Origin of the sequence: Salegentibacter sp. Hel_I_6 (assembly GCF_000745315.1) — a bacterium.
GTDB lineage: Bacteria > Bacteroidota > Bacteroidia > Flavobacteriales > Flavobacteriaceae > Salegentibacter.
The window spans coordinates 1,937,003-1,956,178 of record NZ_JQNQ01000001.1; the positions used below are offsets into that span (position 1 = coordinate 1,937,003).

At 36.0% G+C, this 19,176-nt stretch carries 12 protein-coding genes; 2 read left to right on the plus strand and 10 right to left on the minus strand.

Going from position 1 to position 19,176, the window contains the following annotated elements; translation table 11 throughout:
* Window positions 1-82: 82 nt before the first annotated feature.
* Window positions 83-3,703, plus strand: a complete 3,621-nt coding sequence (locus FG27_RS08510) for a metallophosphatase (protein ID WP_037317999.1) — start codon at window positions 83-85, stop codon at window positions 3,701-3,703.
* Window positions 3,704-4,056: 353 nt separating this feature from the next.
* Window positions 4,057-5,307 (plus strand): hypothetical protein, encoded by a 1,251-nt coding sequence (locus tag FG27_RS08515; RefSeq protein ID WP_231563300.1) that lies wholly within the window; start codon window positions 4,057-4,059, stop codon window positions 5,305-5,307.
* 39 nt (window positions 5,308-5,346) lie between these two features.
* Here the strand turns inward: FG27_RS08515 and FG27_RS08520 are convergent, their stop codons facing one another.
* The 10 genes from FG27_RS08520 to FG27_RS08565 form a co-directional block, all read right to left on the minus strand.
* The gene (locus FG27_RS08520; RefSeq protein WP_037318000.1) at window positions 5,347-5,817 is read right to left on the minus strand and encodes a hemerythrin domain-containing protein; all 471 of its coding nucleotides are present in this window, start codon (window positions 5,815-5,817) and stop codon (window positions 5,347-5,349) included.
* 133 nt (window positions 5,818-5,950) lie between these two features.
* Complete coding sequence (locus tag FG27_RS08525) at window positions 5,951-7,318, minus strand: short-chain fatty acid transporter (RefSeq protein WP_037318002.1); 1,368 nt, start codon at window positions 7,316-7,318, stop codon at window positions 5,951-5,953.
* 283 nt (window positions 7,319-7,601) lie between these two features.
* Window positions 7,602-9,743, minus strand: a complete 2,142-nt coding sequence (locus FG27_RS08530) for a glycoside hydrolase family 97 protein (protein ID WP_037318005.1) — start codon at window positions 9,741-9,743, stop codon at window positions 7,602-7,604.
* Window positions 9,744-9,820: 77 nt separating this feature from the next.
* Entirely contained in the window at window positions 9,821-11,542 is a 1,722-nt protein-coding gene (locus FG27_RS08535; protein ID WP_156101218.1) for a hypothetical protein, read from the minus strand.
* A gap of 9 nt (window positions 11,543-11,551) precedes the next feature.
* Window positions 11,552-12,724 carry a DUF4249 domain-containing protein gene (locus FG27_RS08540; protein WP_037318009.1) on the minus strand — a complete coding sequence of 391 codons (1,173 nt, stop codon included), beginning with the start codon at window positions 12,722-12,724 and terminating at the stop codon, window positions 11,552-11,554.
* A 16-nt stretch (window positions 12,725-12,740) separates the two neighbouring features.
* Complete coding sequence (locus FG27_RS08545; RefSeq protein WP_037318011.1) at window positions 12,741-15,524, minus strand: carboxypeptidase-like regulatory domain-containing protein; 2,784 nt, start codon at window positions 15,522-15,524, stop codon at window positions 12,741-12,743.
* Window positions 15,525-15,529: 5 nt separating this feature from the next.
* Window positions 15,530-16,255, minus strand: a complete 726-nt coding sequence (locus tag FG27_RS08550) for a hypothetical protein (RefSeq protein ID WP_037318013.1) — start codon at window positions 16,253-16,255, stop codon at window positions 15,530-15,532.
* A 138-nt stretch (window positions 16,256-16,393) separates the two neighbouring features.
* The gene (locus FG27_RS08555; RefSeq protein ID WP_037318015.1) at window positions 16,394-16,654 is read right to left on the minus strand and encodes a hypothetical protein; all 261 of its coding nucleotides are present in this window, start codon (window positions 16,652-16,654) and stop codon (window positions 16,394-16,396) included.
* A gap of 280 nt (window positions 16,655-16,934) precedes the next feature.
* Window positions 16,935-18,023, minus strand: coding sequence for a Gfo/Idh/MocA family protein (locus FG27_RS08560; protein ID WP_037318017.1), 1,089 nt, complete (start codon window positions 18,021-18,023; stop codon window positions 16,935-16,937).
* A 60-nt stretch (window positions 18,024-18,083) separates the two neighbouring features.
* Complete coding sequence (locus FG27_RS08565; RefSeq protein ID WP_037318019.1) at window positions 18,084-19,115, minus strand: hypothetical protein; 1,032 nt, start codon at window positions 19,113-19,115, stop codon at window positions 18,084-18,086.
* Between the last annotated feature and the right edge of the window lie 61 nt (window positions 19,116-19,176).

Below are 19,176 nucleotides of genomic sequence, written 5' to 3' on the forward strand. Positions count from 1 at the left end.
CAAAGTTAAAGACTTACTAAAGCGAAGTGTTATAATGCGTTAAAAGCTATTGCCGGGTGACAATTTTTTGAAAAATTGAAATTTGGTTCAAATTAAACTTCTTTTTCACGCATATATGGGGAATATTAATACAATTTTCAAGCTTACATTTCTTTTATTTATTACAGGATTTTCAGCAACTGCACAGGTAACCCCTGGAGAGGAAGACCCTAAAACATTGGAACATACTTATTATTTGGCTGGAAATATAGGAAATGATCTTACCGGTGAAGGAAAAATATTATTAGAAAATATTGTGGAAGCTTCTAAAAAAGATAAGGAAGCCACTTTACTGGTACCCGGCAATTTTCTACCCGCTGATGGATTTCCAAAAAACGAAAAAGAACGTGAAACTCAAAAGCAATTTCTTAAAGAAAATCTGCTAGATGCGGTTCGGGAATTTAATGGAAAAGTGATTTTTACACCCGGGAGAAACGAGTGGACTAAAGGTGGTCAGAATAGAATAGACGATTTAGAATCTTTTCTTCAAGATAGTCAATCTAACATAGAAGTTTGGCCAGATGATGGTTGCCCATTGGAGCAAGAAGATATCACAGATGATGTAATTCTTATTACCGTAGACACACAATGGTACCTGGAAAATTGGGACGAACATCCAAATATGAACTCTAAGTGTGATATTAAAACAAGGGAACGCTTTTTTACTGAATTTAAAGATGATATTAAAGATGCCCACGGAAAAACGATCCTGGTTTCTCTTCCGCATCCTATTATGAGTAATTCTAAACGCTCATTTGTTGAAAAGATTGGCGGTTTTTCACCGCAAGATTATCAAAATAAAGAACACAGTTATTTACGGGGACGGTTGGAAACCCTGGCCAGCCAGTTTGACAATGTAATTTTTCTTTCTGGAGTTGATGGTAATTTACAATACCTGGAAGATGATGGTATCCCTCAAATTATTAGTGGTACAACAGGAAAAAATAATAATCTTAAAATTAGAAAAGATGAGCATTTTGGAACCACTAAAAATGGTTATGCTAGATTGAAACTATATAAAAACAACGAAACTTTAGTAGAGTTCTTTGCTATTGAAAATCCTGGAAACCCAATTTTCAGTAAAATGATAAAAAGCGACGAACCCAATTGGGATGAAATTGAATTCAAAACTAAGGAACAAATTGGCGATACTATAAACGCATCAATTTATACTGAAGAAGAAACAAACAAATCAGGATTTTATAAGTCTCTAATTGGTGATTTTTACAGAGACGTTTATAGCACTAAAATTAAAGCCCCAGTTCTTTTTCTGGATACTTTGGAAGGTAATCTTGAACCTCTAAAAGAAGGCGGCGGGATGCAATCGCGTTCTTTGCGATTTATTGGAGAGGATAAACATGAATTTACCATACGTGCTTTGCGAAAAAGTGCCACTAGATTTCTACAGGCTACCACAATTAAAGATCATTATATAAAAGATTATTTAGAAAATACTATTGCTCAACGCTATGCTTTAGACCTTTTTACCAGCGCGCACCCTTATGCCCGTTACTCCTTAAAACACATCAATGATCTATTGGATATTTACGCCGGGAAACCTCAAATATTCTATATCCCAAAACAAAAAGCTTTAGGACTCAACAACGACGAATATGGTGATGAACTCTATATGTTTGAAGCCCACGTAGGAGACGAAAACAAAGAGTTTGAAAGATTTGGTTCTCCTGAAGATATTATAAGCACTACCGATTTACTTGAGGAATTAAGAGAAAGCAAAGATGCAGTTCCCGATGAAAAAGCATTTATAAAAAATAGACTTGTAGATATGCTTATTGGCGACTGGGACAGGCATTTTGATCAATGGCGATGGGCTGAACATTCACAAGAAGATGGGAAGAAGCTTTATAAACCAATTCCCAGAGACAGAGATTTTGCCTTCCCAAACTACGATGGCTTTATTCCAGATTTAGTAAAATTAGGAATACCCTTGGTAAGAAAAATGGAAACTTACGACGATAATGTTGATAATGTAAAATGGTTTAATCTCTCTGGATATCCATTGGACCAGCGCTTATTGAAAACTTCAGATCTGGACGATTGGATGGAGCAGGTAAACTTTATTCAATCTCAACTTACCGATGAGGAGATAGATATTGCTTTTGAAGCTTTGCCCGATGCAGCTAAAGACGAAAGTGTAGAAAATATAAAAGCAAGTCTTAAAGCGAGGAGAGACAACCTAGGCGATATCGCCGAGCGATATTACAAGTACCTTCAGGAATTCCAGGTTTTAACCGGAACCGAAGAAGACGATACTTTTATTATTGAAAGACAGGCAAACGGAACTACTGAAATTGTGATGATTAATGAAGATGGTAAAGAAGTGTTCAGGAATTCTTACAATGCTGAAGCTACCGATGAAATTTGGATATATGGCCTTGAGGGGGACGACACTTTTGAAGTTATTGGAGAAGGAAATAAACCAATAAAAATCAAAGTGATAGGAGGAGAAGAGAACGACATCTATGATTTTGAGAATACTAAAAAAATCAAATTGTTTGATCATAAAAGCAAAGAGAATACCATCAAAAACCCTAAATCTAAAAAATGGTTGGTAGATTCATACGAGATCAACACCTTTGACCCAGACAAACGTAAGCGTAGTGAAAATAAAATCCTCCCACAGGCAGATTATAATGGCGATGAAGGATTATCTTTTGGGTTAATGGATATTTATACTACTTACGGCCTTACAAATAATCCTTTTAATACTCAACATACATTTAAAGCTTCTTATTATTTTGCCACTAATGGATTTGAAATAGGATATCAGGGAGAATTTGCACATATTTTCTACAACTGGAATCTTGGAATAGAAGCAAGATACACCAGCCCTAATTTCGCCATCAATTATTTTGGAGATGGTGTAGACTCTGAATATGACAGGGATGCCAATGGGCGAGACTATAATCGGGTTCTCATTGAACAGTGGGAAATAGCACCGTCATTAATATGGCGTGGTAGATCTGGAGGCAGCTTTTATGTGAAACCAATGTTACAATCCAGGAATGTATCTTATGATGAAGATCGTTTTATTGCCGATGTTTTTTCTGAAGAAAACGATCTTTTCAACCAACAGCTATATGCTGGAGGAGAAGTTAATTACCGGTATGAAAACAGGGACAACCCATCTTACCCAACTCGCGGATTTGAAGCTGAAATCACCACAGGTTATAAAACCAATATAGATGAGTACAACAATGAGTTTGCCTACATAAATCCAAGCCTCGCTATAGACTATCCTTTACACTCAAGCGGGATTGCCGTATTGGCTTCTAAAGTAGGAGGTAAAGCAATCATTGGTGATAACTATGAATATTACGACGGAGCCATATTAGGCGGAAATGAAAATTTAAGAGCTTACCGATGGGAACGTTTCAACGGGAAACAATCGTTCTTCCATACCACAGATCTTCGCGTGGGTATAAGCAGATTCAAAACTAATTTTATTCCATTGCAAATGGGAGTAAGCGCAGGATTTGATTATGGACGTGTTTGGGCTGAAGATTCTAATTCTGAAAGATGGAGAAACAATTATGGTGGTTCTATTTGGATAAACGGCTTTAGTGCCATCACCGGAAATCTTGGTTATTATTATGGAGACGATGGTGGCCGACTTACCTTCAGTTTCAATTTTAAATTTTGAGTAGAACTCCTTAGAATTAACCTACTAAGCACTTAGAAAATATAACATACTTAATTGTCAGGCCAACCTGAAGAGTTTTAATTTCGATACTCAGGTAAACTACGCGCATAAAATTTAAGGTTGAATCTATAGGTTTCAAAGACTTTTCTATTATATCTACATTTGAAATACTGTGTAAATGCATAAGTATTTCCACACAGTTGTGGATTAATTAATGGGGAAATTCCGTTTTTTTTTCTTTTCAAATTATCAAAAACACATCAATTTCACTTAAAAGACTTAAAATCAGTTAATTTTTAATGTTAAAAGCCAAACACTCATAACTTTATTTTTTAGGAAGGGTAATTGAATTAATGGGAAGAAAGAAAAGAATAATGACCCCAGATATAGATCTAATTCATAACCTTTTGCAGGCGATAATGCTAATTCCGTTTTTGCATTTGCTGAACCAGTATATTTTCAAAAAAATTAAACAGAAACACGATTTTTTCTCAGCCAGCCTGATGAACAAATTGTTCTATTATCACCTAGTCTTTGCAGGGATTTATTATACGTATGCTTTTTTTAATCCTTCAGATTCCAAACGTTATTTCAGCGTCCCGGGAAAAGAAGGTAAAACCTGGAGCGGCTTTCTAGAAACCGGAACCTCATTTATAGATTTTCTATCATATCCATTTATCAATTTCTTCGGTTTCAGCTACGAAATGATGATGTTGCTTTTTAGCTGGATCGGCTTTATGGGCTTTGTTTACGCCTATCTATTTTTCAAAGAAAATATTGCGATAAATATCAAAATATTCAAAAAAATAGATTTTTTAATACTTATACTTTTCCTTCCAAATATGCACTTTTGGACCGCTTCTTTAGGGAAAGGCGCACCTATTTTTCTGGGATTAATGTTATTCGCTTACGCATTAAGAAAGCCTAAAAACAGGATCTTTAGCTTAAGTTTGGGATCACTTCTGGTTTTCGCTATTAGGCCACATATGTTCTTATTACTGGCCGGTGCAGGAATGTTGAGTATATTTATCAATAAAAACCAGATAAGCTTAAAGCAAAAAGCCATTTTCGTAGGTGCAATCACTGGAGTTTTATTGCTTTTTCATAAGCAAATTCTTGACGTAGTAAACCTCGGAAGCTCTCAAAACCTAATCGCAGATTTTCTTTCTTTTACTGAAAATAGGGCGCAAAGTTTAGACAACGCAACTTCAGGCGTGCCCATGACCGACTATTCACTTATTGAAAAATTCTTTACCTTCTGGTTTAGACCGCTATTTTTTGATGCGCCAGGAATTCTTGGTGTGATCGTATCTATAGAGAATTTTATCTATTTACTGTTGTTCGGAAAGTTGTTTAAAAAGAGCTTCTTCGGATTTCTAAAAACAGCACCTGGACATGTGAAACTAAGCCTGATCTTATTTTTCACCACCTCTTTCGCAATGACTTTTGTAATGTCCAACCTGGGAATCATTTTAAGACAAAAATCAATGATCATGTATTTCTTGTTTTTTGTGATCTATTATTTCCTGGCTTACGAAAAAGACACTGTGTTTAGATTAAAACAGGAAGTAACTGGAAGGAAGACGCTGGCAGAAGCTGCCTAATTGTTCATTAATTTAATGCGGTCTTTGGAATACTGAAAATTATTTCCAGAATTCATCTTCCCAAAGGCCGCAAGAAATTTCTTTTTCGTGGTGTTCCTGAATATGCTGAAGCTCTTCAGCTGAAGCTTCTTCCTGGATTTTATTAAAAAGCACCCGCTCTTCAAACCTGATATGTCCTTCCAGGTCGTTTTTAATCATCTCGAGAGCAAACGATATTTCAGTGTCCTGACAAAATAAGGCGGCCAGATGTTCATGTTCTTCCAGGGCCTGTTTTACCAACACATCCTGAGCGCTCAAAACCGGAAAAACATATTTTTCTTCAATTCTAAAATGTTCTTGTAACTGGTTTTCCCAAAACCAATCGGTATATTTTTTTATGCGTTGCGGTTCCACGCCGGTTTCAAAACCTTTCCTAATTTTCCAGCAGAGCAAAAGCCCCTGGTGATGTTCTCTACTCAAAGGTTGAATAGCCTTATGTCTTTTTATAGGTTTATCTCTTGGCGGTACCATAATTAGAAGTGTTGATTTCTATATAAAATAAGAAATCTAAATCTGTTTTACTCGATAATTGAGATTAAATTACCCCTCATAATGCTTATAAAAGTTAAGCACGAAGTAATTTATTGAAATTTTTAATGAATAATTATACCAATAGCAATCCTGCTATATAAACAAAACTTCCCACCAACATCATTACCAGCGTATAGGGAAGGATTTCACGGGCTTTTAGTTTGGTGATGGCAAGTAATGGCAACGCCCAGAAAGGTTGCAGCATATTGGTTATCTGGTCTCCATAGGCCAAAGCCATCACGGCTTTATTAAGTGGCACTCCAAGTTTTAATGCACTTTCTAAAATTATTGGGCCCTGCACCGCCCATTGCCCACCGCCACTGGGAACAAAAATATTTACGAGGCCAGCGCTAAAGAAGCTATAAACCGGCAAACTAACATCGGTTGCGATACTCACGAAAAACCCAGAAATATCACTCACCAAACCCGTTTCCCGCATTATGCCCATTATCCCAAAATACAAAGGAAACTGAATTAAAATAGCCGCCGCTCCCCCAATGGCTTCTTCTAAAGCTTTTAAAAATGAAGCAAAAGACTCATGTAATAAAATACACAAGCAAAGCATTAGAAAATTCAGCATATTAGGCGTAAGGTTTCCTGCGGAAATTTCATCAGAATAACTGGCGAAAAAAGCGGCGAGAAGAAGAAATCCAAAGATCAATCTTAGCGATTTTGAATGATCCAGTTTTTCGGCACCGGTAATCTTTGCGATATGATTTGTTTTTGTTTCAGTTTCAATTTTCACCGTTTTCGTTCCGCTGATTCTGGAAAGCAAATACAGCGTAAGCGGAATTAACACCAATAAAGTTCCGAAAATCAATAAATTCCAGGAAGAAAAAATTGTACTTGATGTGGGAAGACTATTGGGCAATTGTGAAATAAACGCCGCATCTGCACCCGGAAAGAGACTGGCTAAATGACCCTCTTCAGCGGCTTTTAATGGGGCGCTACCGCTCATTCCTCCGTGCCAAACCATTAAACCTACATAACCGGCGGCACCAATTAAGGGATAATTAATTTTGAAGCCTCTATTTGAAGCGGCTTCGGCAACTTTCCTCGCCATAATTGCTCCAAAGATCAATCCCAGTCCCCAGTTAAAAAATGCGACTAACATGGTTGAAACCGAAACGATAATTACTGCGCTCGCATTTCCGGCTACTATTTTAGTTAACTGACTCGTAAGCCAGGAAACGGGTTTGCTTAGTACTAAGATGTGCCCCACAACCAAAATGAGCATCATTTGCACCATAAAAACAATAAGTGCAGGATCCCACATCCCGGTTTGCCAGAAATCAAGGATTTGAATAGCAGAATTAGTATTGGTTTCTCCCGTAAAGAAGAACGCGACAAAAAGGGTGATTAACGTAAGTAACACCGCTAAAGTAAAGGGTGCTGGGATAAGTTTTTTAAAGGTATTTTCTATAAAATTGCTAAGATTCAAATTTTAATATTTAAACATGCTGATCTACCAAAATTGACTGTAATATTCGATTAATTTTACTACTAAAAATCCCATCCTAAAGTAGGGTTTGGATGGGCATTATCTATTAACACTGCTTAAAACTATAAATTATTTATTAATTTCTTATGAAATGCGGTTTCTAATTGAAAAGCTTTTGACTAGTTAGCTATCAAAAGAAAGCCCCCGCCAAATTGACGAGGGTTTCTTGTTATTGAATCATTTGCAGTATACAATCTACATTATACACTATACATTTTTTGAGCTACAGTTTCTCCAAATCTTTTACTTCATCTTTACTGGCTTCCATAATGCTTATCGCATAACCGCCACCGGGAGCAGATTTTTGTGAAAGCTCAGACTTACTGTTCACGCGATATTTTTTAATCTCATAAGCCTGCGGATTATCTTTATAATGCGCATCTTCAGCATCAGCATAAACCGTAGCGATATAAGTTTTTCCTTTTTCAAGGAAATCAAATTCAATTTCGGAAGTTCTTGGCGTAAGTCCGTTTACATTACCTACAAACCAGTTATTTCCGTCTTTTTCTTTTCGGGCAATCGTAATATAATCTCCCGGCTCAGCTTCCAGGTAAACACTTTTTTCCCAATCTATAGCCACATCTTTTATAAACTGAAATGCATCCATAAACTGCTCATAATGCTTAGGCAAATCGGCTGCCATTTGCAAAGGCGAATACATCGTCACATACAAAGCCAACTGATTCGCCAGGGTGCTGTTTACGTGAGAATTGTTATCTGGATTCAGTTTACTGATATCCATTTTAAAAATTCCAGGTGTATAATCCATCGGCCCACCAATTAAACGTGTAAAAGGCAAAACGGTCACGTGATTTGGTTTATTTCCGCCGAAGGCCTGGTATTCAGTTCCACGAGCCGATTCGTTGGCGATAAGGTTTGGCCAGGTTCTGGCAATTCCGGTTGGTCTAACAGCTTCGTGCGCGTTGATCATAATCTCATATTCCGCGGCTTTTTCAAGCGCATATTGATAATGATTTACAATCCACTGGCTATAATGGTTTTCTCCTCTTGGAAGAATATCGCCTACATAACCGGTTTTAACCGCGTTGTAATTATTGGCTTTCATAAACTTGTAAGCCGTATCTAAGTGCCTTTCGTAATTTCTAACCGAAGCCGACGTTTCGTGGTGCATAATCATTTCCACGTCTTTGCTTTTTGCATATTCTCTAATTTCATCTACATCAAAATCTGGGTAAGGTGTTACAAAATCGAAGACATAATCTTTAGAATTTCCAAACCAATCTTCCCAACCTACATTCCAACCTTCAACTAAAAGTCCGTCAAAACCGTGTTCCGAAGCAAAATCTATATATCTTTTTACGTTCTCGGTATTTGCTGCGTGAGTGTCATTAGGTTCAGCGGCTTCAAAATCGGTTTCACCAAGTTTTACTGCGGCAAATTCATCGGTATAGTCCCAGGAGCTCATTCCTGTGATCATTTCCCACCAAACGCCCATATATTTCATTGGTTTGATCCACGAAGTATCTTCAATCTTACTGGGTTCATTTAGGTTATAAGTGATTCTGGAAGAAAGAATATCTTTTGCCGCATCACTAACAATTATAGTTCTCCAGGGTGTTTTTCCGGGAGCGATCATATAGGCTTTATCACCATTTACATCTGGTGTTAACCAGGATTCAAAAACCATAGTTTCGTCGTCCAGGTTTAAGTGCATTGCAGGATAATCTAATAAAGCGGCTTCGTGTAAATTTATATACAGACCGTCTTCGGTTTTAAGCATCAGCGAAGTTTGCACTCCTGTGGGCGAGAATGATTTTTGAGAAACATTGGCGGTTACCGCCTCTGCCATCAAGCCTCTTATTTCTGAAAGTTTACTTTCGGTATAATCGTATTCCTGGGTATCATAGTCACCGGCGATCCAAAAAACGGTGTGATCTCCGGTCATGGCAAATTCGGTTTTTTCATCTGAAATTACGAAATGCGCAAGATTGTCTTGCTGCGGAAATTCGTATCTAAACCCAAGCCCGTCATTGAACAATCGGAAACGAATCAGCATTTTTCGTTCTGAATCTTCCTGATTTAAATGTACAACAAGTTCATTATAATGATTTTCAATCTCACTTTCTTCACCCCAAACCGGTGTCCAGGTTTCGTTAAAAGTAGATTTTTCGGTGTTTTCTATGCTAAAGTTTGCGGTAAGCGGCTGCCCTTCTTTTAACTCTAAGCCAAGCTTACTTTTTTCAATAATAGTTTGTCCTTCAAACTCCAGGTTATAAACCGGAGTACCATCTTCCTGAAGGGAGAAATTCATCTCGAGATTTCCGTTAGGAGATTCCAGTTTTTGAGCTTGCATACTTCCAAAAACAACCAGGCATAGCAGGCTTAATATTAATCTACTTTTCATAAATTCTACTTTAATATGTGTGAATCTACAAAAGTACGGTTTTAAGCAAATTTAGAGAAATAGCGCTCCGGGGAAATTTATTCTACCTTAAATTGTTTCTTTAAGCTTATTGGATCTCCATCTATGGTAAAACCTTCCAGACTAATCTCAAAAGTTCCTGTAACATCTGAAGTAAAGAATTCAATCGACTTATTATTCTCTTCAAGCTTAATTTGAGGCATCCAGAAAAGCTGATACCTAAAATCGGGAATCCTTTCGAATTTTCCTGTATCAGTATAATTCTGAAAGATATAGTTTTTCTCCAATTCTGGAGCTTCTATGCTAATTCTCGTGAGTTCATCTATGGTTTCTACATAATCACCTTCAAAAGTTTTTACTATAATTAAACCCTGTGCAACCATTGGTCCCAGGTAATAATTATTTCTAAAAACCTCAATACTTTCTACTTTCTCTGAAGGGTATTTTATGAAATGAGCATGATCTTTAACCAAAACATTATCTACCAATAATAATGGTGGTAAACGATAATCCAGAGAATTTTGAATCCCACTTACCCGAAACTCTGATTCACCCTGTTCCCCTTTTCTAATTCTTGCTAAAGAAATAATTTCTACAAAAGTTTCCTCAAGGGTTTTAAACCGGGTATAATTATCCAGCGGGTATAGTTGTGACTCCCCGAGAAATAAATTTTTGTTTATTAATGCTATTACCGGCAGACTATCGGCTTTCACTTCGTAATATGCGTTTTCAATTTGATGATGGACACTGCGCTGCAGAATTTCTTCGTTTGCCTCGGGGCTTATTTTATAATCCCTAAAATTTAATGCTGAAGTGCTAACCTTGGGCTTTTCCTTTAAATCAATTTTATAATCTGAATTTTCTTTACCCATCACCTGAATGAAGGTATATTCTCGTTGAAATTCCTCATCCAAATTAATGTAAAACTCTCCTCGCTTATTCACTAAGGAGGTTTTAAAAACAGGAAAATCTCCATTTATAGATAGTGCCACCTGGGGCATGCGACTTGAATTTTCCGGTCGCGGTGAAAGTGTTCCCATTAATAGCTCTCCCCTTAACTCCGGAATATAAAATTCTGAATTTGAGATTTTTTCAAATTTATAATTGCTGCTATAATTAAAACTTGTTTGTTTTTCGGGAATTTCGAATTCAGTAAGTTTATTTACTGAAAGCGAAAAATCTCCAGAAATTTTTTCGGCGTTTAAAATTTCCAGTATTATATTTTCCCTTTTCCTAAAAACATTCTTAGCTAAAGAAAGTGATAAGATTTCTTCGAAATTTTCAACTGAAACGTCTATTAGATTCGTCGTGCTTATTTTTTTATCGGAATTAATAATATTCTGCTCGCTTTGATATGGATTTATAGATAGAATATCTCCCCGAAAGCTGTTCTGAACCCCTCCATTTTGCATCCACTGGGTGTATGCCACTAATTTATAATGCCCCGAAGCAACATTATTAGGAACAAAAAAATCACTTCCCCCAAGGCCATTTTCAAGATATATTTTATGCTTAAAAACCTCCTCTCCATTCTTATTTAAAAGGGAAACATAAGCGACCTGGCTTAATTTACTAAGTTTATTTGTTTCGGCATTAAGTACATAAACCTTATAATAAAATTGAGTACCCGGCATTAAAAGTGATGAATTATAATGCACAAAAACCTGCTCATGAGGAAGTTCTTTAAATTTCTCCTGCAACTGTATATTGGACGTTACTGGCTGTGCCCACATTCCGAAAAACGGAAAGAAAACCAAGAGTATTTTTAATAGATTATACATTATTAATTTTTATTCTTCCCAAAAATCTGGTTTTACATTGGTACCCCATACAGTACAATCTATACATTCAGTTTCCACTACTTCATATTTCCTGGTTGCATTTGGTGTTGTTCTAAGTAATCTCACGTAATCTATTTCCACTAAAGCAATTAGACTTCCAATTTCGTCTGGATGAGTTGAAGGAGTTGCTGGATTGCAGTCTTGGCTAAAATGAGACCTGGGATCATCTATACTATAGAAATCCTGATAATCAAAATAAATTCTTTTGGTAGAGACCGAGGACACATTGAAATAGCCAAGTACTTTTAAATCGGGGTTATCTGAAATAATATTTCCTTCTACAAAACCCGGCTGATTTTGAGAAAACAAATTATCATTACCAGAAAGTCTTTCCATAGTAGTATAATAATAATGTGCATCCCGGCTAATCGCAATTTGCCTTACCAACAAACTATAACGTTGCGATAGTTTAGGATTAGCGGTCTCAACAAATTTCACCAGAAAATTTTCAAGATTATTTTGGCTCAAAGCGCTCGTATTAGCAAGGATATAATTTGTAGAATTTAAGGTATTATAGCAAATTCGTTCATCCCTGGTATTTGGAACAACTTTTAATTGTTCATCTTCATAAATAAGATCATAATCAGACCTGTAGCGCGAAACTATTTTATAGGTTTCTTCGTATTCGTAACGATAAAATGCAGTTGCTTCCCCGGTATTGTAATTATCTACTTCAATAGCTATTCCATCTTCTCCGTTTACCGTTAATCGCTGGGCTTCTACATTATCTATTGGAGTACTACTTGATAATTGTGTAGGTTCAGAATTGTAAGAAGCCCCATTAGTGGTATTAATTTGAAGTTGATAATCTATACCCGGCTGTGCCCGAAATTGATTTATCGAGTGATATTCCCCAGTTTCGGTTTCCCTAAATTCATATTCGTTCCCAGCATCATCAGTGATCCATACCGTGGCATTGCCCTCGGGTGACGGGCCATCTTCTCCAAAAGAAAAAGTTCGACTCAAATAAACTTTTTGGGTTTCTAAGCTATCGGTTATAGTAGTCCTTACTGCGAGAATATCTTCATATTCATCGGGCTCAAACTCTATAGGTTCTACGCAGGACTGAAACAGGCAGCAAAAGGCAAAGAACATTACGATTTTATATTTTCCTAAAAACATTTTTCCATTCTTTTAATTAAAACCTGAAATTATAAGTAATCGTTGGGATTGGAATTGAAAAAATAGAGCTTTGATAGGCCTGGATATCTCCATCTTCAGTCACAAAAAATACCGAATAAGGATTATTTCTACCCAACACATTATATACTGAAATATTCCAGAAACTATGTGCAAATTTTTCAATCTTATGATTTCCCTCTACGTTAAAGCTAAAATCCAGCCGATAATAATCTGGAATCCTAAACTGATTCCTGTCGCTATAAACAGGTATCTGTCCATTTCCCGGATTAAATTTACCAACAGGTATGGTTACCGGTCTTCCGGTTTGATACACAAAATTCGTTGAAAAACTAAATCTTTTAGTTAGTTTATAATTAGCCACCAGGCTAACATCGTGCGGCTTATCAAAATTTGCAGGGAAGAATTCTCCATTATTAACCCTTTGCTCCCTAAAATCACCATCTAACCTCAACAAAGACCTGGAATAGGTGTATCCTAGCCAACCGTTCAATCTTCCTTCAGATTTTTTAAGTAAAAACTCAACTCCATAAGCTTTGCTATCGCCCTGTAAAACTTCGGTTTCAACATTTTCATTTAAAAATAATTGAGCGCCAACTTTATAATCCAATATATTATCTGATTCTTTATAATAGCCTTCTACACTAAATTCATATATATTATCGTCAAAATTCTTATATAATCCCAGAGAATATTGTTTTGCCTGTTGTGGCTTTATATTTAGATCGGTGAGTTTATAAGTATCAGTTGGGGAAATTGTAGTGTTATTAGAAAGGGTATGAATATATTGGTAGGTATTATTATAACTTAATTTAGCCGAAAAATCTGGAAGAAAAGAATATCGGGCTGAAAACCTAAACTCTGGCCGGGCATAGGTTTCTATAACTTCGCCATTTCCTACTTCGCGGGTTCCCGTTAAAGTAGATTCGTTTCTTGGTACACCTTCTTCATATGTGTTTTGGGATTTAGGTCCCAGTGCCGCATATAAGGAATATCTTAAACCCGCACTTATTAGCAACTCATCATTCACCTTAAAGTTATCAGAAATAAATAGCGCACTTTCAGATCCTTGCTCCCTATCAATTTGCAAAGGTCGTATTATAGATTCGTTTCCCAAAGGAGAGATTTCCCCCGGATCTACGAGATAAAGTTTTGTGCTCAAACCATATTCAATATTGTGAGCGGCGCTATGCCTGTAATTCATCTTTATTTTAGCTTCAGTTTCATTAATTTTATATCCAGAAGTAAAATTGTTATTGAATTGACTTTCATAATCTATATCGAATTGGTAACCACTATTAGATAAGATCACTTCCATATTATTTCGCTCGTTAATCTTATGATCTAGATTGGCTGAAAAAATAAGATTGCTATACCTAAAAAGGGAATCTGAAGTAATGCTAAAAACATCACGACTATAATATGCGGTTGTTCTAAGATTAGTTTTCTCGTTAAATTTATGGTTATATTTTGCAATAATATCATAAAAAGAAGCGCTACTATTGGCGAGTGATTCATCGTCCAGACTTCGCAAAATCCAATCGGAATAAGTGCTTCTCCCACCTAAGATTAACCCCGATTTATCTTCCACGATAGGGATTTCTAAAGCTACATTACTGGTTACGGGACCAAGGGAAACCTCGCCGGTAAATTTGTTGGTATTTGCATCTTTAGTTTTAATATCGAAAACCGATGATAATCTCCCTCCATATTCTGCAGGGATATTTCCTTTATAAATATCTACTTCACCGGTAGTAAACGGATTTATTCCGGAGAAAATTCCGAAAAAATGCGCTGGGTTATAAATAACCGCATCGTCCAGTAAAATCAGGTTCTGATCGGTCTTACCACCTCTTACATTAAATCCTGCAGCACCTTCCCCGGCCGTGGTTATTCCCGGCAAAGTTGTGGCAACCTTTAAAATATCACGCTCCCCCAATACCAATGGAATATTCTTGATCTGACTAACGTCTATACTTTCTACTCCAGCAATTACACTTCTCACATTACGATCGGCCTCAGAATCTACTAAAACCTCTCCTAGTTGCTCAAAACTTTCCTCGAGACTAAGATCTAAACGTCCATCATTATAAATGACAATTCGTTTTCGAATATCTAAACTTCCCAAAGAAATAGTTTCAACAATATTAGCACCGGCAGGAAGTGGCAATTCATAATAACCTTCTTCGTTGGTTACCGAACCCTGTTTTCCGTTAGCGGTTACCACCGATAAATTGGGAATTGGCAAACCTGTTTCAACATTGGTAACAATACCAGAAAGTTTAAATAGACTTTTTTGATTGGCCTTTTCCTCTTTTCCTATATAAATGGTCTCCATTTCTTCTGAAACAGTTTTAGATTCGCGATAAAAAACAGGCTGGTAGTTTCTATCATCAGGTGTTTCTTTCGCAGAGACTGGCATTTCTGTAGTTGTAGAATCTCTTGTTTTTTCAGGATAAAAACTTCCAGGGAGCTCCTCATAAATCACATTGTTCCTGGTGAGAATAATTTGATCTTTCAGGAAATAGAAATTGAGGTTTGTGCCATTAAAAATTTCAGTTAGCACCATTTCCAAATCCTCGTCATTATAAGAGCCAGAAATAATTCTATCGCCCAACCATTCTTCTGAATAGAAAAACTTATATCCAGTTTGATCTTCAATCATCATAATCACTTTGTCTATCTGGGCTTCTTCAAAACTTAGATTTATGGATGTACTTTCCTGTGCCGAAAGCTTAAAAGCACTACAAAAAAGAAATAGAACGGCTAGAAATACTCTCATTCAGATTATAAATTATTCGGATTATAAATTTCAGCAATATCAAGGAACAATTCTAGCATAAACCTATCGGGAGCACTCTCCCTCAAGGCTTTTTTATTATTAAAATAACTGTCAATTTTTTTTATATGTTCAGGAAAAACTTTAGCCCAATCTGACTGCGAGTTAATCTTATAATATTCTTCGGAAATAGAAATAACATATTGCGCCGGTTCAGGCTCAAATTCAAAATAAGTGAAATTTTTGGTGAGTAGTTTATTAATTTTTTTGCGGTGGTTTTTTAATAATGTAAGGGAATGGGTCTCGCGTAAGACTTCAAAAAAACCATGGACTTCAGTGTTATTTTTAGGAGGAATATTTATGAAAGTATGACCGTCTATACTAAATTTTTGAATCCTGTTTTTAAACAATTCAAAAGTAGCATCCCCGGCCTGCTTCTCAATTTTTACGATAAGTAAATCGTCAAAAATATTATATTTTAAATCGAGATCATGATAGATTTGGCCACTGTATACCACCTCTCCCTTTAAAAAGGAAGACTTACTGAAAAATTTATGTTTGTTGTTTATAAGAGCATGTTGCTCAACATATTCTTTTCCGTAAAATAAATTGGTATTTTCTTTATTTACGAAGTCATCAAAGTTTTCATAGGCCTCCCGATATTCCTGAGAAGAAGCTGTGAAATAAGAAAATAGTAGGGTTAAGCAGAAAAGTAGTTTGTAGTCTTGCCGCATGTAGATTTTGATTAACAAAACCGGATTGCCGGCTTTTACTAAATACTTCAGGAAATGCAGCTAAATATAAGATCCTTATTCGTTTCACTAAAACTTCAGAAAGGCTTTAACATAAAAAATTAAATATAAAAGGTAATTTTAAGAAGCCAACATTCTAAAAAGCTCTTCGTCAATCCTGGCATTTTCATTTCGTTGGTATTTATTTAGCAAACTAGCTATTAATTCACCAATCGCATCCTGCCGGTCTTCAGATTTATTCATAAACTGGATTTTACCCCATCCTTTAATGTCGCAAACCATCATACCTTTTGCATCCCAAATTGTTTGTTGCTTAGCATCGTAATGTACAGGAAATTTTAAAGTCTCTAGCGCTAAATTGTTCTTTTCATTTGAATTCATAACTTGATATTTACAATTATTTTTCGCAAAATTAGTTGCAAATATTTCAGCAGAAGTTATTTAAAAATTAAGCCTTGGCACCTAATTTTTAAGGGAATGTTAAGCTGAATAAAAATTTAGTTTTAGGAAATAGAAACTTAGTATTTACTTGATTTTCAATTAACCTAAATGCGATTAATCTCACCTATTTTTGAAATGAAAATTGGAAGTAAGAAAAGGGGGCAATTCTGAAATAAGCGTCAAACCCCCTTTTTTATTTTTTTCTGTTTACCGAAAATTATTATTGTTCAAAGTAAATGCTTTCTCCAGATTCGGCCGACTCTTTAGCCTTTTCTAATATTTCTACCACAATAAGATTTAACGGCAAACTGTAAAGGTCAAAATCCCTAATTGTAATATCTTCTTTTACCACTGCGGCTAAATAAGAAAAAGGATCGTCATAAGGCGACTCCCGAGGCTTTAAGTTAATAATTTGCTCAGCTTCACCTTCACTACTTCGAACTTTAACAGTTTTAGCATCACTTGCAATAGCATAAGCCTCACTACCATACACCTCCATATCTTTACGCGAGAAGGTCCAGTCCCAGGAAGCCTGAATTACAGCCTGGGCATTTTTATATTGTAAGATAATTGTGGCTTCATCATCTACGTCTTTATAAATTTCAGGTTTATTTTGGTTGGTTACAGCGGTAATTGATAACGGTTTTTCACCCTTCATTAACCAGGTCATTAAATTAGCACCATAGCACCCAAAATCGAATAAAGCACCAGCTCCATTTTTCTCGGGATCAACCAATATTCCCATAAATTCTTCACTAACCCCAATTTCTTTTGGCCCCTGATGACCAGAATTAACCATAACTTTTCTAATATCACCAAGCTCTCCTTTTTCAAGCATATCATAAACATACTGATTGCTGTTATACCAGGAAGTTTCGTAATTGGTAAGCACGTGAATAGAATGTTGCTTTGCCAATTGTTCAATTGCACGAGCATCTTTAAGCGTTGTAGCAAGAGGTTTTTCTACCATAACATGGATATTGCGCGGCGCGCAGGCTGCTACAACTCCAAGATGTTCGTTGGTAGCACCAAAAGCTGAAACTGCATCAGGTTTTACAGCATCAAGCATTTTTTCTAAATCTGTGTAAAAAAGATCTTCAGCAAGATCGTACCTGTCTCTATATTTTTTAATCAGTTCTTTATTACTTTCGTAGATACCCACAATTTCGATATCGTTTTTATCCTCCCTATTGAAAATCCAATTAACGTGACCGTGAGTTAAACCTGCTACCGCTATCTTTATTCTTTCCTGGCTAAAACTTTGAGAAGTAATTAAACTGAAAAGAATTATTGCGCATGCCTGTTTCATAACAACGTTATTTAAATTGTTTGCTGAAGATAAACTATACTTCTAAAATCACAAATCTATTTAATCAACTTCCCGAACATCTATGATAATGGTAGAAGTATCAAAGTCATATGAGCCGCTAAGTTCTAATATCTCAATTTTGTTGGTTTGATCGTTGTATAGCAATATTTGATCTTTATTTTCTTTTAGAATAAGTTCAGCAAATTCATTGGAATCCTCATTGTAAAAACTCTTTCGGGCAATATGATGCGCTGAAAACCTGGATAACTCTGGCAGATTTTCAAATTCATTTGTAGATAAATTTAGTTTAAAAGCTTGCATTTCTCCCATATAAGTAGAACCTATCACCGGAGTAAAACCAAAAAGAAAATTAGACGCTCCGTTGTTAGATAAATTACCTATAATAGCATTATTTCCCGAAACTTCAAGAGGGCTCACCGTTTTAGTAATTAAATCAATCTCCAAAAGTTTAGACCTATCCAAACTACCAGTATTAGAACTCAAAGCATATAACTTATTATTAAGCAAGCTGCTGGAAAAAGTGGTACTATAATTAAAAGAAATTTCTCCATATTCCAGCACCATAGTTTCGGGATCAATTCTCACTACCCTGCTGGTGTTATTATTATTGAATTCAAACTCATCCCTTACAATTCCTACCAATTTACCATTTTTAGAATCCCAGTCTAAACTATTTAGTCCCGCATTTTCCCCATATATTTCAGCAGGAAAATCCAGAACAAAAATTGAAACTAAACCTGTTGCTTTATCCCTTACCAGAATCCTACCTTGAAAAGGATCAAAAAGTTGCTCATAAATAAAGATTTTTTCGGCCGAAGCAGTTACAGCACTCGGTATCATATTTAGGTTTCCCTGCATTTGTGAAATTGAACCAACCCGGGAAACCTTTCCTGTTTTATTCCCGATCTCATAAAGATTTCCATCGGCGCGTAAAGCTAAGTAGTTAAAATTATCTTCTATTACCACCTCGGGCTCTTCAGGTTTTTCCGATACTTCATCAGGTTTATCTTCTGTAGAACAGGAAACAAAGAGCAAAATTAAGGCAAGAATTTGCAGGAAATTTTTTTTCATATTTATTTTTAGGAGGTATAAAAATAGATAAAATTCCGGTCACTTATTTTTTTTGATTTAT

Bases quoted from the DNA above. Each gene is read 5' to 3' on its own strand.
- FG27_RS08515 (WP_231563300.1), top strand. From the start codon at position 4,057: ATGGGAAGAAAGAAAAGAATAATGACCCCAGATATAGATCTAATTCAT.
- FG27_RS08520 (WP_037318000.1), bottom strand. From the start codon at position 5,817: ATGGTACCGCCAAGAGATAAACCTATAAAAAGACATAAGGCTATTCAA.
- FG27_RS08530 (WP_037318005.1), bottom strand. From the start codon at position 9,743: ATGAAAAGTAGATTAATATTAAGCCTGCTATGCCTGGTTGTTTTTGGA.
- FG27_RS08535 (WP_156101218.1), bottom strand. From the start codon at position 11,542: ATGTATAATCTATTAAAAATACTCTTGGTTTTCTTTCCGTTTTTCGGA.
- FG27_RS08540 (WP_037318009.1), bottom strand. From the start codon at position 12,724: ATGTTTTTAGGAAAATATAAAATCGTAATGTTCTTTGCCTTTTGCTGC.
- FG27_RS08545 (WP_037318011.1), bottom strand. From the start codon at position 15,524: ATGAGAGTATTTCTAGCCGTTCTATTTCTTTTTTGTAGTGCTTTTAAG.
- FG27_RS08550 (WP_037318013.1), bottom strand. From the start codon at position 16,255: ATGCGGCAAGACTACAAACTACTTTTCTGCTTAACCCTACTATTTTCT.
- FG27_RS08555 (WP_037318015.1), bottom strand. From the start codon at position 16,654: ATGAATTCAAATGAAAAGAACAATTTAGCGCTAGAGACTTTAAAATTT.
- FG27_RS08560 (WP_037318017.1), bottom strand. From the start codon at position 18,023: ATGAAACAGGCATGCGCAATAATTCTTTTCAGTTTAATTACTTCTCAA.
- FG27_RS08565 (WP_037318019.1), bottom strand. From the start codon at position 19,115: ATGAAAAAAAATTTCCTGCAAATTCTTGCCTTAATTTTGCTCTTTGTT.